The organism is Terriglobus aquaticus (assembly GCF_025685415.1).
In the GTDB taxonomy this organism is placed as follows: Bacteria; Acidobacteriota; Terriglobia; order Terriglobales; family Acidobacteriaceae; genus Terriglobus; species Terriglobus aquaticus.
In genome coordinates, this window is sequence record NZ_JAGSYB010000001.1 from 3,213,502 (window position 1) to 3,228,857 (window position 15,356).

The 15,356-nt window shown below is 63.5% G+C and carries 10 protein-coding genes; 6 read left to right on the forward strand and 4 right to left on the reverse strand.

The annotated features are described in order from the left end of the window. Nucleotides 1–18: 18 nt before the first annotated feature. Together OHL12_RS13360 and OHL12_RS13365 are read right to left on the reverse strand one after the other, a co-directional pair. Nucleotides 19–1,209 carry a glycosyltransferase family 2 protein gene (locus OHL12_RS13360; RefSeq protein ID WP_263414312.1) on the reverse strand — a complete coding sequence of 397 codons (1,191 nt, stop codon included), beginning with the start codon at nt 1,207–1,209 and terminating at the stop codon, nt 19–21. A 36-nt stretch (nt 1,210–1,245) separates the two neighbouring features. Continuing rightward, nucleotides 1,246–2,271, reverse strand: a complete 1,026-nt coding sequence (locus tag OHL12_RS13365; protein WP_399261726.1) for a lysophospholipid acyltransferase family protein — start codon at nt 2,269–2,271, stop codon at nt 1,246–1,248. Between OHL12_RS13365 and OHL12_RS13370 the strand changes: the two genes are divergently transcribed. The 3 genes from OHL12_RS13370 to OHL12_RS13380 all read left to right on the forward strand — a co-directional run bounded on the left by OHL12_RS13370 (nt 2,234) and on the right by OHL12_RS13380 (nt 6,055). Next, a complete protein-coding gene (locus OHL12_RS13370) occupies nt 2,234–3,730 on the forward strand; it encodes a two-component system sensor histidine kinase NtrB (RefSeq protein WP_263414313.1) in 1,497 nt (498 codons plus the stop codon). The two genes, OHL12_RS13365 and OHL12_RS13370, sit on opposite strands and share 38 nt — an antisense overlap. A 75-nt stretch (nt 3,731–3,805) precedes the next feature. Beyond that, a complete protein-coding gene (locus tag OHL12_RS13375; RefSeq protein ID WP_263414314.1) occupies nt 3,806–5,236 on the forward strand; it encodes a DNA polymerase domain-containing protein in 1,431 nt (476 codons plus the stop codon). Nucleotides 5,237–5,701: 465 nt separating this feature from the next. Beyond that, nucleotides 5,702–6,055, forward strand: coding sequence for a histidine triad nucleotide-binding protein (locus OHL12_RS13380; protein ID WP_263414315.1), 354 nt, complete (start codon nt 5,702–5,704; stop codon nt 6,053–6,055). A 10-nt stretch (nt 6,056–6,065) separates the two neighbouring features. Here the strand turns inward: OHL12_RS13380 and OHL12_RS13385 are convergent, their stop codons facing one another. After that, the gene (locus OHL12_RS13385; protein WP_263414316.1) at nt 6,066–6,620 is read right to left on the reverse strand and encodes a molybdenum cofactor synthesis domain-containing protein; all 555 of its coding nucleotides are present in this window, start codon (nt 6,618–6,620) and stop codon (nt 6,066–6,068) included. Nucleotides 6,621–6,697: 77 nt separating this feature from the next. Here OHL12_RS13385 and yajC point away from each other — a divergent pair, with 77 nt between their 5' ends. The 3 genes from yajC to secF all read left to right on the forward strand — a co-directional run bounded on the left by yajC (nt 6,698) and on the right by secF (nt 9,865). Then, nucleotides 6,698–7,009: a preprotein translocase subunit YajC gene (gene yajC / locus OHL12_RS13390; protein ID WP_263414317.1), complete on the forward strand. Its 312-nt coding sequence runs from the start codon at nt 6,698–6,700 to the stop codon at nt 7,007–7,009. A 197-nt stretch (nt 7,010–7,206) separates the two neighbouring features. Then, on the forward strand, nt 7,207–8,793 hold the full coding sequence (secD, locus tag OHL12_RS13395) for a protein translocase subunit SecD (protein WP_263414318.1): 1,587 nt from the start codon (nt 7,207–7,209) through the stop codon (nt 8,791–8,793). 124 nt (nt 8,794–8,917) lie between these two features. Then, a complete protein-coding gene (secF, locus tag OHL12_RS13400) occupies nt 8,918–9,865 on the forward strand; it encodes a protein translocase subunit SecF (protein ID WP_263414319.1) in 948 nt (315 codons plus the stop codon). A 686-nt stretch (nt 9,866–10,551) separates the two neighbouring features. Here secF and OHL12_RS13405 read toward each other — a convergent pair. After that, a complete protein-coding gene (locus OHL12_RS13405; protein ID WP_263414320.1) occupies nt 10,552–15,183 on the reverse strand; it encodes a beta strand repeat-containing protein in 4,632 nt (1,543 codons plus the stop codon). Between the last annotated feature and the right edge of the window lie 173 nt (nt 15,184–15,356).

Here is a 15,356-nt window from a genome sequence, read left to right on the forward strand (position 1 = left end):
CGGGCCTCAGTCGCGCGGTCAGTTCGCCTGGTAGGCGCGGTCCTTCCACGCCGCCGGGCGGCCGATCAGCTTTCGAACAAACGCGTACCACTGCAACACCAGCAATGTGGCCACCCCAACGGGGTGCAGTGCCGCGCTCACGCCACGCTGGCGAAATCGGCGCACCTCAAGCAGCCGCGGTAGATAGCTGAGCACCACCGCCGCCCAGGCGAACAGGACGGCTGAGGTCGACGCCGTCTTAGCCGTGAGTGCCACGATCAGCAGCGGAACCGGCAGCACCGCTCCAAAGCCGAGCAGAAAAGTGAACGGCAGAATCGCAGCGGGTGCCGCCATGCCTTCCGTCGCGTTTTTGGCCAGGCCTCGCCACGTTGCCGCGGCGGAGTGATACATGCGGCATCGCGCCAGGCCGGTCAGGTCGGCCAGCCGTGTCCCGTAGCCGTGTTGCCGCAAGAGGCGCGGCAGCAGCAGGCCGTCATGCATGGTGTGGCGGATCGCGCTGTGCCCGCCACTGCGTACATAGCTTTCCGGTTCCACCAGCAGAAACTGCCCGCACCCCGCCGCAAACCCCGGCGAGTTGTAGAGCCGGAGCAGCCACAGTGGAAGATAGCCGAGCAGAACAAAGTGGATCAGCGGCAGCAGCAGCCACTCCATCGGCATGCCGGTTTCCTCCTGGGGGAATCCACTTACCAGCGCTGCCCCCGTGTCATGCAGCAGGGCCGCCATGCGGTCCAGCGCCGCCGGCTCCAGCCGTACATCCGCGTCCAGGAAGCAGAGCAGCGGCGCATCGGGCACCTCCGCCCTCGAGCCTCCGTTTGCCGTCTCTATTGCGGCCCCGTTGAGCACGTTCTGCGCGGCAATCCAGCAGGCATGCTGCTTTCCATTCCATCCGGCCGGCAGCGTGGGTGCTTCCAGCAGTCGCACGCGGCTGTCCCGCTGCGATATCGCTTGCACGATGGCGGCGGTCCGATCGGTGGAGTGATCGTCCGCCACCACAACCTCGAGCAAAACCAACTCCGATCGCAGAACGGACTCCACACACGCCGCGATGCCGCCTTCCTCATTGCGGGCCGGAATGCAGACAGCAACCGCCCGCCTCTTCCCGCCCTTCGGTACCGGCGGAGGGGGCTGGTACTCGCGCAGGTTCACAATAGTCAGCACCGCCGGAAGGGCGGCGCATCCCGAACACAAGAGCGAGAGGGCAAGCAGCATTCAGATGTATTGGACACGCGCCGAGCGTCAGGCGCGTCAAGGTTTCGGCGGCGCCGTGTGGGTGTTTGCCGCAGCGATCGCGCTGGCCGTGTGGTCGCCCCGCCCGCGGCGTCCCTTCGCCACGGACCGCAAGCGCTCAATCCAGCCATACCAGCCTGCGCTTCCTCGCCTGCCCTCCAGCAAGGACCGGAACGCGGCGGGATCGCGCCGCATCGCCAGGGCCCGGAGCTCGTCCTGCGTCTGCTCCATGGCACGCTCCAGCGCCGTGTGAATATCGCGCTGCGATGGACCAGCAATCCCCTCCGGCGCGCTCCCGAACGAAAGCGGCGTACCGCAGTTCACCAGCGCCTCCGGCAGCCGCTGATCCCAGAACGTGTATTCCAGTGCCAGCGGCAGCACCGTGGTGCGCTTGCCCTGCGCGGATCTGCGGTGCAGCAACGATGCGAGACCGGGCCGGAAGACGACCGGGCGCTCACGCACGTCGGTGAAGTGGCCCTGCGGTGTTACCGCCAGAATGTATCCGCGGTCCAGCACCTCGCCCCCGGCGCGCAGAAACTGCGCCGCGCCACGCGCGGAATGCATGGCCACCGGAAACAAACCCAGCCGGCGAAAGATGCCGTAGCGCTGCAACGCCTCTGCGTCGATCGGCGCATAGAAGCGGCGCCCCGGCAGCAGCCACCGGCTGAGTGCAAAGCCAACCAAAGGATCCCACCAGGACGGATGGTTCAGTGCCACGACCAGCGGTTCTTCTATAGAGAGCGGCGCACGGTGTTGGTTCGCCAGTCGAAGTGCACGAAACGAATTGGAAAGGCGTCTGTGTGCGATGACATGAAAAAGACGTAAACGCCACGTTGAAATTGGAACGAGTTGGGTCAACTCGGCGCCCGAAAGACGATCTATGTTTACTGGCACGCCGTTCGCTCGTGGCACCATATCTGAGCGAATGCTAGCAGCCGCGGCGTAGGAGAGCGGCCGCAGCAAATGGATCCGATTGGATGATCGGAGGCGTGAAGGCAGGTGCAGATTGGCAGCAGCAATTGGGATCGCCACCGCCGATCCCATTCATACCCGCGTGCTCGATGCAGCGGTGATACACATTGGGTTTACTCCTCTTGTCTTGGATCCGTCTCACACGTTTGCCAGCATGGAAGAGACTCGGGTCGAGTTGATCCTGGCGGAAACGGAGGTCGCCTCGCGGCTGATGCGCGAAATGCAGCGCAACCGAAAGGCTGACGACCCATACCGGCCGGCGATCATCGCCATCGTGCCCAAGGCAGACGGCATTGTGGAACAGGACACGCCCGCGCCGTACGACGGCGTGATGATTCTGCCGCAGCCGCCCGCACAGATCGCTGCACAGTTGAGCGTGGCCGTGTACGCCCACCGTGCCTTTGCGCAGCGATTTGAGAATGCAATGGACGAGTTGAAGCTGCACCGCCAGGTGTTTCACTCCGTCACCAGCGGCATCAGCGTGTCCAGCGCCACTGATCCCGATCTCCCACTCACTTACGTCAACCCGTCGTTTGAGGTGCTGACCGGGTACAGCCTGGAAGAGTCCATTGGCAAGAACTGCCGCTTCCTGCAGGGCGATGAGCGGAATCAGCCGGGCCTGGTGCTGGTGCGTGAGGCCATCGCGGAACAGCGGGAAACCAAGGTCGTCCTGCGCAACTTCCGCAAGGACGGCACGCCATTCTGGAATGAGCTGTCCTTGTCGCCCATCCGCGATCGCGAAGGCAAGGTGACTCATTTCGTCGGCATCCAGACGGATGTGACTGCGCGCGTGGAGTTCGAAGCGGCCCTGCGCGAAAGTGAGAAGCTGGCCGTGGCTGGCCGGCTTGCCGCGTCCATTGCGCACGAGATCAACAATCCGCTGGAGAGTGTGACCAACCTGGTCTACCTGGCCGAGCGCAGCGACAGCCTGGACGAATCAAAGCGCTACCTGAATCAGGTGGATAGCGAACTTCGCCGGATCAACCTGATCACCGCGCAGTCGCTTCGCTTCACACGGCAAAGCACACATCCGCAGGCCGTTCTGCTGCAGGAGCTGGTGGACGTGACGCTGGACCTGTCGAAGGCGCGCATCCAGGCGGCGAATGTGACTGTAGAACGCCGCGCGCAGTCGCATCGCCACATCGTCTGCATGGAAAGCGAGATCCGGCAGGTGGTTCACAACCTGGTGCGCAACTCAGTGGATGCGATGAAGAACCGGGGCGGCGGACGACTGTTCGTGCGCACTGCGGAAACCACCCACGAGGGAACACCGGGCGTCGTGCTGACGGTGGCGGATCAGGGCGGAGGCATTCCCGGGAAGGACCTGAACGAGATCTATCGACCGTTCTTCAGCACCAAGGGAAACCAGGGCACCGGCCTCGGCCTTTGGATCAGCAGTGAGATCGTGCAACGGCACCACGGCCACATTCAGGTGCGAAGCTGCACCGAGGGCAGGTTCCAGGGCACGGTCTTCCGCGTCTTTCTGCCGTTCCAGGGTGTGGCAGCCGGCGAGTCCCCGCGCAAGGGCTAAGTCCACCTTAAAAGCCGCCGATCCGGTGTAGCCGCATCGGCTGTTGGTTCGCGCGACCGTGTACCCTGTCTGCCTATGGCGAAGGCGGATGACGCAGCGGTTCTGTCCATTGCGGGGCATGAGGTTCGGATCACCAACCCGGGAAAGCCGTACTTTTCGCGCGAGGCGCAACTCTCCAAGTTGCAACTCGTCGAGTTCTACCTGAGCGTTGCGGGTGGGGCTGGATCAGGCGCACTCGGCGGCGTGTTTGAGCGGCCATTTGTGCTGAAGCGCTTCGTCAACGGGGCGCACGAGGAGCCGTTCTACCAGAAGCGCGCGCCCGACAACCTGCCGCCGTACGTGCGGACTGTGACCCTGCATTTCCCGTCAGGCCGTACCGCGGACGAGGTCGTGATCGACAATGCCGCCGCGCTGGCCTGGGCGGTCAATCTTGGCTGCATCGAACTGCACCCGCACCCGGTGCGCGTGGCCGACCTGGACCACCCCGACGAGCTCCGCATCGACCTGGACCCCGGCCCAGGCGTGGGCTGGAACGCGGTGCGATCCGTCGCCAGGGTCGTGAAGTCGGTGATGGACGAGGCCGGCCTGCGCGCCTGGCCCAAGACCAGCGGATCGCGCGGCATGCACGTGAATGTGCGCATCGAGCCTCGCTGGGGCTTCACCGAGGTGCGCCGCGCCGCCCTTGCGGTGGCACGCGAGGTGGAGCGCCGCGCACCGGAGATCGCCAGCAGCAAATGGTGGAAGGAAGAACGCCACGGCGTCTTCCTGGACTACAACCAGAATGCCAAGGACCGCACCACATGCTCGGCGTATTCGGTGAGGCCGCTGCCAGACGCGCGAGTGTCGACCCCGCTGCACTGGGACGAGGTGATGACCTGCGACCCCGCCGCGTTCACGGTGTTCACCGTTCCGGAGCGCTTTGCGTCGCAAAGCGACCCGCACGCGGCCATGAACCAACACGCGGGATCGTTGGAGCCGCTGCTCGCCATGGCCGAGCGCGACGAAGCGAACGGTATTGGCGACGCACCCTGGCCGCCGCACTTCAAGAAGATGGAGGGCGAGCCCGCGCGCGTGCAGCCCTCCAAAGCGCGCAGCGTCGGCGCGAAGTCCGCCCCGAAGAAAGCAGCTAAGAAGAAGGCCTCTGCCGATGAAGAGACAGCGAACGGCGAGAGCGAAGAAGCCGTCACAGAAGGCGCGGACGGCAGCAACGCGCCGCCAAAGCCGACCGGCCGCCGCCAATCGAAGATGCCGCTCATCAGCATCGGCCAGGGTCAGGTTCGCGCCGAGGTGGAAGCAGGGCTGGAGCGTTGGAAGGCGCGTCATCCGCAAGCTGCGGCGCTGCTTGCCGAGGACGACATCCTGCTGGACCGCATGCGCGGCAGTGCGTATGTCTGGTACCGCATCCGGGTTAACCTGCGACACATTCCAGAAGCGGAGCGACCCCCACAGGAGACGCTCGATCCGGATGACGACCCCACCCGCAAATGGCGCGAGAGCGAGGGTTGAGGCGCAGCGGCGACTACGCCGCCGACTCTGTCGATGCGCAGCGGGTCGCAACCACGCAGGGGCAAAAGATCATGGCGAGGTAGCTGAGAACAACAAGGCAGTCGTGCATGGGATTGGTTCCTTTCAGTTCGGTGTGCGTGAGAGAGGCGGCCGTCGTTACAGCAAAGGCCGGCAAACGATCGAGCTGTGTCAGGCTGCTTCCACCAGCGGCCGGCGCAGCGTGAGAACCAGCATGGGAGCGGTGACGGCGGCAGAAAAGATAGCAAGTGCGATCAGGTTGAGCATGGTGTTCCCTCCGGTGTGCCGGGCGGTTCGGCCCGCTGACATTCACACCATCGCCGCTTTGCCGCGCGTGGCACATTGCACGATTGAGCGTCGGCCGAAGCCTTCCGGGCACGTGCTCCGCGACAGGTGCCAGCCGCGCTGCCACGATCCTGTCAGGCCTTTGTGCTACAACGGGACGAAATGACCGACGCCGCGACACAGCCCACCATCTTTGCCCGCATCGTGCGCGGCGAGGTGCCCTGCAACAAGGTGTACGAAGATGAAACGTGCCTCGCGTTTCACGACGTTTCCCCCGTCGCCCCGGTGCATGTGCTCGTGATCCCGAAGGCGCCGGTGGAGTCGCTGGGCCACATCGATGGCTCGCACGAGGCCATGCTTGGCCACTTGCTGATGAAGGCCGGCGAGATCGGTCAGCAGCTTTGCCCGGACGGCTTCCGCGTAGTCGCGAACACCGGAAGCGATGGCGGCCAGACGGTCGCGCACCTGCACCTCCACATCCTTGGCGGACGCGCGATGGGCTGGCCCCCGGGCTAGACCGGCCGCTCTACTCCTCCAGGCGCGGTATCAGCACAGCCAGGTTGCAGTTGCCGCTGCCCGGCGCGAACAGGTGCGACAGGATGTCGTCCCAGGCATCGCGAACAGCTCCGTTCGACCCCGGCAGAGCGAACAGGTAGGTGTTCTCTGCCACGCCGCCCAGGGCGCGCGACTGGATCGCGGCCAGGCCGATTTTGCGAAAACTGAGCGCGCGAAACACTTCACCAAACCCGGGCAGCTCCTTGGTCAGCACCGCGCGAAATGCCTCGGGCGTTACGTCGCGGCCGGTCACGCCGGTGCCGCCCGTGCTCACCACCACGTGGATGCGGGGATGGGCGATCCACTCGCGCAACTGTGCGGAGATCGCCACCGCATCGTCCCGCAGCAGGGCGCGCGCAACCGCCTGGTGCCCGGCCGCGCGAATGCGGTCGGCCAGGATGTCTCCGCTGCTGTCCGTCTCTGCGGCGCGGGTGTCGCTCACCGTCAGCACGGCGAATCCCAGGGAGGCCGGCACGGTGTCGTCGGCAGCGGGAGCGGCGGGGGCGAGCGGTGTGGGATCGGCCATGGCAGTTAGAATAGAGCGATCCCACTTCGGGGCGCGTTGCCGCTTGTCAGCCGCGTCTTTTCAGGACGGAACGTTTCGTGTCACCTTTCGCACTTCTGCTTCTTCAGGCGTCCGGCTTCGGCGGACTCAGTCTCCTCCTCCCGGTGGTCCTCATCGGCTTTGTGCTGCTGACCGCTATTCCGCAACAGCGCAAGCAAAAGGCGTGGAACGAGATGCTGACCAAGCTGAAGAGCGGTGATCGCGTGACCACCAACGGCGGCATCCGCGGCCAGATCGTCAGCCTCAAGGACGATTCGGTGATCGTCCGCGTGCAGCCCGACGGCGTAAAGCTGGAGTTCGTGAAATCCGCCATTGCCAGCGTGACCACTGAAGAGGACGCATCGGCTTAGCTGGTTCCACGCAGAAGATGGTTCCGCCCGGGTTGCCTCGCTCTTGCTAAAATGTTGCGGTACAACGCCTGTGGGTGCGGTTGCGCTCACGTGCGTTCCCGGCAACATCTCGGGATCATTTCGGCCTCCGGGAACGGACGGCACCAGAAAAGACGCGCGGAGGCGGCCAAACCGGTCCCACGAGCGCGAACAGGGCCATGCAGACCAATCTCCGCGGCAAAGTTGTCGCTATCATCGCTGTTCTTCTCGTCTTTCTGTACGGCATCTTTGGCATTCCGCACGGCAGCCTGAAACAGACCCTCACCGATCGCATCCACCTGGGTTTGGATCTGCGCGGCGGCACCCACCTGGTGCTGCAGGTGCACACGGATGAGGCCATCGCGGCGCAGAGTGACTCTGACCAGCAGCGCCTGCAGCTTTCGCTGAAAGACATAGCTCCGGCCGCGACCGTAACCAAGCCCGACGCGAAGCAGCCCGTGCTCGTGGTCAACAACGTGCCTGCCGACAAGAGCAAGGCCGTCGATGACCTGATCACCGGCAACACCTACGGCGACTACGACGTTTCCAGCCAGCAGGGCGGCTTCAAGCTGGCAATGAAGCAGTCGGCCATCAAGGCGCTGCGCGAGCGCACGCTCGACACCAGCATCGAAACCATCCGCGGCCGCGTCGACTCGCTCGGCGTTTCCGAGCCCGTGATCCAGAAGTATGGTCTTGGCGAAGACCAGATTCTCGTCGAACTGCCCGGCGTCTCGGACATCGACCAGGTCCGCCGCATCGTGCAGTCCACCGCGCGGCTTGAGATCCACGAGGTCCTCGGCACGCAGGGTCAGGCGCCGAGCTACAACACCAAGGAAGAGGCGGACGCTGCCGCGATCGGCCAGGACGCCGTGGTGCTGCAGGGCGGCAACAACGGCGACGACACCAAGTGGTGGGTGCTGCGCCGCATCCCCATCGTGCAGGGGCCTGACTTCCGCGACGCCCGCCCCAGCAAGGACGAGGCTGGTCGCGACGACGTTTCGTTCAACCTGACCACCGCCGCCGGCGACCGCTTCTATGACTACACCAGCGCCAACATCGGCAAGTACATGGCCATCGTGCTGGACAACAAGGTGAAGGAAGTCGCCAGCATCAACGGCTCCATCCGCGACAACGGCCAGATCTCCGGTGGCTTCACGCGCCAGGCCGCCAACGATCTTTCGCTCATGCTGCGCACGGGTTCCCTGCCCGCCTCCATCACCTACCTTGAGGCGCACTCCGTCGGGCCGTCGCTTGGCGCGTCGTCCATCCGACAGGGCGTGATCGCGGCCGTGGTCGGCATGCTGGCCGTCATGGTTTTCATGCTCGTCTACTACCGCGGCGCGGGCATCAACGCCGATCTTGCCCTGGTCCTGAACCTGGTTATCCTGCTGGGCTTCATGGGCTTCTTCCATGCCACGCTCACGCTGCCCGGCATCGCCGGCGTGATCCTGACCATCGGTATGGGCGTCGACTCCAACGTGCTCATCTTTGAGCGCATCCGCGAAGAGATGCGTGCCGGCAAGAACGCCGCGGCCTCGGTCGGCAACGGCTTCAATCACGCCTGGGTCACCATCCTGGACACGCACGTGACCACGCTGGTTTCGGCGTTCATCCTGTTCTTCGTGGGCACGGGACCGGTGAAGGGATTCGCGATCACGCTTGCATTTGGCTTGTTGGCCAATCTGTTTACTGCAGTCTTCGTTTCGCGCGTCATCTTTGACGGCGTGCTCAGCCGCAAGCAGCGCGGCGAAGCTCTGTCGATTTAGCGGAACCTCTTCGAACGTGGGTGAGCACGCCCCACGTTCGCGCAGCTCACGTGGGTCTTCGCCACATCAGCCCACCCCGCCGCAATGCGCGGCGGGGCGAGGGCACCAAATTTAGGACACGGACATGGAACTCTTCCAGAACACAAACATCGACTGGCTCGGCAAGAAGTGGTACTTCCTCGGCTTCTCGCTCATCTTCTCCATCGCCGGCGTCTTCAGCATGCTCTTCTGGCACGGCGTGCCTAAGGGCATCGACTTCAAGGGCGGCACGCAGGTGCGCGTCTCGTTCCCGTCCGCGCCCAACGAGGACCACATGCGCCGCGCGATGGACGCTGCCGGCATTCACGATGCCAGCATCCAGCGGCTGAACGGCGACAACGGCTATGAAGCCGTCGTTACCCTGCCGCAGACGACCGACCAGGCCGCCATCGGCGCGCGTACTGCCGTCGAGCAGGCGTTGCAGAACGATTACCACGACAGCACCTTCAAGGTGCAGGACGCCTACACCGTCGGCCCCACCGCCGGCGCGCAGCTCACGCGGCAGGCCGGCTGGGCCATCCTGTGGTCGCTCATCGGCATGCTCGTGTACCTGTGGTTCCGGTTCGAGTTCATCTATGGCGCCGCCGCCGTGATCGCCGTCTTCCACGACACGCTCATCACCATCGGCTTCTTCTCGCTCTTGAATACCGAGATCACGCTGACCGTGGTCGCCGCCATCCTCACGCTGGTCGGCTATTCCATGAACGACACCATCGTGGTCTTCGACCGCATCCGCGAAAATCTGCAGACCATGCGTCGCTCCACCTTGAGCGAGGTCGTGAACAAGAGCATCAACCAGACGCTGTCGCGAACCATCCTCACCTCGGGTCTCACCTTCCTCACTGTGCTTTCGCTGTTCCTCTTCGGCGGCGAGGTCCTGCACGGCTTCTCGTTGGCGCTGGTCATCGGCATCCTCATCGGCACGTACTCGTCGATCGCGGTCGCTGCGCCCATGCTGGTGGCGTGGACCGACTGGCGCGCCAGCGAGGGCAAGCGCACGGCTCTGCCGGCCGCGAAGCGCGTAGCGGTCTAGCCGGTCTCCTCCAGGCTCAGAAAGCCAGATCCAGAACGGCGCAGAGGTCACCTAGAGAACAGGGTGACCTCTGCGCCGTTTGCGTTGGAGAGAGCGTGAGGCCGAACGCTTCGCGCTGGACGGATTGCAGACGCGCTGGATGGACGCGACAGCATCCGTTCTGTTCTCAGACAGCCTCTCCGAAGTCGTCCGTTTCACGGGTGCGGCAGCTCACGACCTGATCCATACCGGTATGGCGATTCCAACTGCTTCTAGAACGGCTTGCAGCGCCCGGTACCGTGGAAGCGAGCGGTCGCTGACTTGGGCATTCACCACTGCAACGCTTGCTTCTCGGTTGCAAGCACCGGTCCCCCCTTCAGTCTCTTCGACCGGCGCACTCCAGCGAGAAGACAAGGAAGAGCTGCTGCTTGGTGTGGACCCGCTTCGCGCGCGTGCGCAGTCGTCAGGAGAGTGGCCGACTCTAGAATCCCGTCGTTGTGACCTTGCCCACGTAGAACCGTGCTGCAGGAACAGACGTCGCGGGCGAAGCTCGCTACACAAATGCGATCAGAGCGACAGATTGCCAGAGGCACTGACAGATGCCATGTCGCCCCTTCCCGCGAACTAAACCGAGCAGTTTGCATGGACTACCGGCAAGAACGAAGGCCACCCGTACGGGTGGCCTTCGTTCTTCGTGTTTGGTGGGTTTACCGGACCGTTACCGTCAGAGTGTTGGAGGCGGTTGCGCCGGGGTTGGTGGCGACCAGGTTGCCCGTGCTCGCCGCAGCCAGATCGGACGCTGGGATCGCGACGCTGACGTGGGTGGCATCCACGATGGTTGTGGTGCGATAGCTGCCATTCCACGTGACCGCAACGCCCGGCTGGAAGTTGCTGCCGGTCAACGTAAGCAGCGTGTTCTTGCTGCCCACGGTGATGCTGGTCGTAGAGGAAGATGTAAGCGTTGCCGCCGTGCTGCTCACCATCTCCTGCGGCACTACGAAAGGTCCGCGGAGTAGGTACAGGTGGCCCGTCGACGTGATCATCGCAAGGCCGTCCTGGCCCCAGCGGACGATGTCGCCTACGCCTGTGGAGTAGTAGTTGCTGCCTTCAATGGTCGGGATGTTCAGGAATAGGGAACCGGTCCTGAGGAAAGAGTGCAGGTCGTACGAGAACAGGCCGTCGGCGTAGCCGTAGGACGAGCTAGAGGTATTCGCAGGGTAGAAGACGCTGCCCAGAGATGTGTCTGGCGCGGCTTGACCCGTCGAGTAGCTGTAGGCATTGGAGAGAACGACCGTGCCCGTCTGTGTCACGCCGGACGTGGTCACGTTGTACAGCTTGCCAGACGTGTCCGCGCCGGTGGTGCCGTTCAGCTGGAAGCAAGCTGTCGTGCTGGGCAGCAATTTGCCGGTCCCGAAGCCCGTGGCGGTCACCGGGTACAGGTAGGTATTGTACCCAAGCGTCAACAGGTCGGACGCATCCAGAAAGTACAGGCAGGGGGACGCGCTATAGCTGTTGCTTGCAGGCGCTCCCCTTTGCGTCAGGGTGTTACCGGAAGCCGAGTAATCCAGAAGGTCGGCGTAGCCATACTGCAGTCCCACTGCCAGGGTGTTCTCCGAACCGGGCTGAACCGCCATGGAGTTGAGTGTCGAGTTGTAGCTGTAGGTGCTGGTGGACAGGTTTGCAGTGACCGACGCTCCGGTGCCACTGAGCAAGTCGACACGACCCATGGGCAACGAGGAGATGAAGGTGTAGTTCGACGAAGACGGGAGTGCCAGGTTCGTGTAGAGTGTCTGGCCGGAGTTGGAGAGTGCCAACAGGTTTGGAGCTGTGTTGAAGGTGACTGGTGTTCCAAAGGTGCCGGTCGCCGGATCGATACTGACGATCGAATTGCCGGTGACATTGGTCGATCCACTGGAAACGCTGGCGTAGAGTTTGCGCGAGTACGGCTCGTACACGATGTGATTCAAGCCAACCGTAACGACGTTGAAGACGGTGAACGGCAACGAGTTGCTTGTACCGCCGCCCGGTGCTGGCGTGCTGATCGAGACAGGCGCCCAGGTCATCGTCGTGAGACTCGCCGTGGGCACCGTCGCTGTGAGAGTGGAGCTGCTCACAAAGGTGGTGGTCAGTGCAGTGCTGCCCAGCACAATCTGCGAGCCCGAAGCGAAGTTCGCGCCTGTAGCTGTGATGGTGGTGTCGGTGCTGCCGGCCTTCACTGCATTCGGGGTCACCGTAATGAGTGTCGGCACCAGGTTATAGGTAGTCCCTGTGACGGCGATGCTGCTGGAAGCAACGTTGTTGCTGCTGACCGGGTCGGTTGACGAGCTCTGTACCTGTGCATTCAGGCTGCCGCTACCCGCCGTGGTCTGAAGCACCTGGATGGCAATGGTCGCGGTGGAACCCGAGGCGATCGTGCCCAGGGTGCAGCCATTGACCGAGGAGCAGGCGCCTACCGTGGATGTTGCCCCGGTCAGGACGCCGGTAGTCGGCGCCTGAAGCGAAACAGCCACATCCGTTGCGGCCTGTGGGCCGGCATTCTTCACCGTTGCGGTGTACGAAGCGGTGCTGCCGGTGGTGGTTCCGCCCGATGCACTGAGCGTAATCGACAGATCCGCCGAGACCGAGGACTGGTCCTTGATGACATTCGACTGCGCGCTGAAGATAGCAGCCTGGGTGTGCAGAAGCAGGCCGTTAGAGCCCCAGCGAGTAAGCCGGTGAGGCTGAAGGTTGTAGTAGGTCTGGTTCGATCCGGAACCGGTCTGGAGCGAGGAAGGGATGTTCCAGGCAAAGCTCTTGCCGGTGCTGGAGTAGTCTGTCGGGCTGAACAGGCTCACCTGCGAGTAGCCGTTGTAGTAGTAGCCAGGGTTCTGAGAACTATTCAGAACGTAGACCTGCGACAGGCCGGGATCGTTCAACGTCGGCCCCTGCAGAACCGTCGTTCCCTGGTTGAAGGTGCCGAGTTGTCCGCCCGATTCCGGGTCATACACGCGACCGTAATCGGTGAACAGCTTGCCGCCGGTGAGCTGGATATCATCGAGGCCGCTGCTCGCTACGCTATAGGGAAATGAGTTGGTGCCGGAGGACTTCAGCGTAATTCCGGTGTTCGAGTAGGTGTACGCCTGGACGGTGTAACCGCCGGCGTAAATCTCCTTGCGGGTGCCGTCAGCCTGCAGAGCATAGGCCGAATTCGTGCTGATCGTGCTGCCACGAAGAACACCGGCGTCGTAGATGCCCAGCAGACTGCTGTTCGTTACGGCGACGGAGTCCGTGGTTCCGGGCAGGACCAATAGGGCCGTAACGGTATTGTAGTAACCCGCCATGGCAGAGATGGAGTACTGCGCTCCAGCCGTTGCGTGCACCAGGTCCACCTTGCGGATCGCCGTGGTGCCGTTCAGCGCGACCCAAAGTGTGGTGCCGTCATCGCTGATGGCCATTACGCCAGGCTCGCTGCCGACGAAGATGGGAGTGCCCAGCGCGCCCGTCGCCGGATCGAACGAAACGATGCTGTTGCCGGTAATGGTGCTGCCCGTGCTGGGGATAGAGAGGTACGCCAGCCCGTTTACCGGGTTGAAAACCATGCTGTTGCTGACCAGCGGAACGTACACGGTGAGCGGTACGCCAGTTGAGGTGCCACCTCCCGGAGCCGGCGTGGAAACCGTAACCGCGTTGTTGCCGGGAACGGTCAGCGATGCGGCAGGAACTGTGACGGAAAGGCTGGTGTTGCTGTTGAAGGTGGTCGTGAGCGGCTGACCGTTGTAGGAGACTACCGAGGACTTCGCAAAGCCCGTACCAGTGATGGACAGCTTCGCGTCCGCGTTTGTCGGCACGGCGTTCGGTGAAAGTGAGCTGACAGACGGTACCGGTGGATTCCCGACGGTCACCGTGAGTGCATTGGAAGCGGCAGCAGCGGTAGGCGTGGTCACCGTGACACTGGCTGTGCCGGTGCTGGCGAGCAGGTCCGTGGAGACCGTACCGACGAGAACGTAGGTGTAGGCGTAAGGGTTCGTCGGAGTGGCGGAGTAGGTATAGGTATAAGTGGTCGGGATCGGTGAGCCGTTCCAGTTCAGCTTGGACGAGCTGGCGAAATTGGTTCCGGTTGCCGTAATGCTGAACGATCCACTGTTGATGGCGAGGGTGCTGGGCGTGATGGTCGCCAGCACGGGTGTGGCGGCCTGCACAACGAAGGAGGCGGGCTTGGACGCACCGCCCGACGCGGCGGGGTTGGTTACCGTTACGGGATAGTTGCCGCTGTAGGTGAGATCGGCAGCGGTGAGGGGCAGCGTCAACTGCGTGCTGCTGACAAACGAAACACCCGCATGCGTGACAGCACCGAACTGAACCGTGGAAGCGGGAACGAAGCCGGTTCCTGTGATGGTGACCGTGGTTGCGGCAGATCCAACCGGCAGGGTCGCAGGCGAGAGCGACGTAATCGTGGGAGCCGGGACGCCGACCTGGACCGTGGAGACGTTGGAAGTGCCGCCGCCCGGTGCCGGATTCACAAGAGTGATGCTGAGCGTGCCCGTCGAGGCCATGTCTGCCGCGGTGAGCGAGAAGGTGATCTGTGTTCCGCTGACGACTGTCGCGGCGCGTGCGGCGCCGTTGATCTGCACGGCGGTGGCGGGCAGGAAGCCTGTACCGGTGATCGTAACGGTCACGGGAGTGCTGCCGCCGGTAGGAACGGTGGCGGGCGATACAGAGGTGATGGCAGGTGCGGGATTGCTGACGGCCAGCGAACTGGTTCCGGAGGTGCCGCCGCCCGGCTTCGGATTGATCACGTTGAGAGGCAACGGCCCTGCCGCGGTAAAGTCAGCGGCTAGAAGCTTGGCCGTGAGCTGGGTGGCGCTCACAAAGGTCGAGGTGCGCGTGGTGCCGTTGACAGCGAGCGCGACGCCCGGCACAAAGTTGGTGCCCGTCACGGTGACGGTCGTATCCGGTGCACCCAGCGCGATGGTCGCCGGTGCGATAGAAGCGAGCGACGGCACCGGGTTGTCGACCGAGAGCGCCGTGGTGGACGGGTCGGCGGTCACCGCCCCTACCTCGCTCTTCACGCTGACAGAAAGCACCGCGCCCACAGCAAGCTGGTTGGCCGGCACCGTGGCCTTCAACTGCGTTGCGTTTACATACGACGTCGCTTCCGCAACGTTGTTGACCGAAACAACAGAGCCGCTGGTGAACCCGGTGCCGTTGACGGTGAGCGCTACATCGCCTGACCCGACTGGCACATTCGTGGGCGCGACCGCGGTAATGGCAAGTGCGGTCGGCGTGGGCGGATTCGATCCACCGCTGCTGGTGGAGGTGGAACTGCTCCCCCCTCCAGCGCAACCGGCAAGTAATGGCAAACAGGCAGACATAGCAAGGCAAACGCCCCGCAAGGACAACAAGGAATTTTTCATAGCCCACGCAGCCTACTGGAATAAGCGGCAGAAGTAAACGAAATTGCCTGGCGCAATGTGGCCGACAAACGCTATATCCGTCAGCGAAAATGACGGCGGATGTGGTATAGCTCTGCCGT

Bases quoted from the DNA above. Each gene is read 5' to 3' on its own strand.
- OHL12_RS13380 (WP_263414315.1), top strand. From the start codon at position 5,702: ATGACCGACGCCGCGACACAGCCCACCATCTTTGCCCGCATCGTGCGC.
- secF (WP_263414319.1), top strand. From the start codon at position 8,918: ATGGAACTCTTCCAGAACACAAACATCGACTGGCTCGGCAAGAAGTGG.
- OHL12_RS13365 (WP_399261726.1), bottom strand. From the start codon at position 2,271: ATGGGATCGGCGGTGGCGATCCCAATTGCTGCTGCCAATCTGCACCTG.
- OHL12_RS13360 (WP_263414312.1), bottom strand. From the start codon at position 1,209: ATGCTGCTTGCCCTCTCGCTCTTGTGTTCGGGATGCGCCGCCCTTCCG.
- secD (WP_263414318.1), top strand. From the start codon at position 7,207: ATGCAGACCAATCTCCGCGGCAAAGTTGTCGCTATCATCGCTGTTCTT.
- OHL12_RS13385 (WP_263414316.1), bottom strand. From the start codon at position 6,620: ATGGCCGATCCCACACCGCTCGCCCCCGCCGCTCCCGCTGCCGACGAC.
- OHL12_RS13375 (WP_263414314.1), top strand. From the start codon at position 3,806: ATGGCGAAGGCGGATGACGCAGCGGTTCTGTCCATTGCGGGGCATGAG.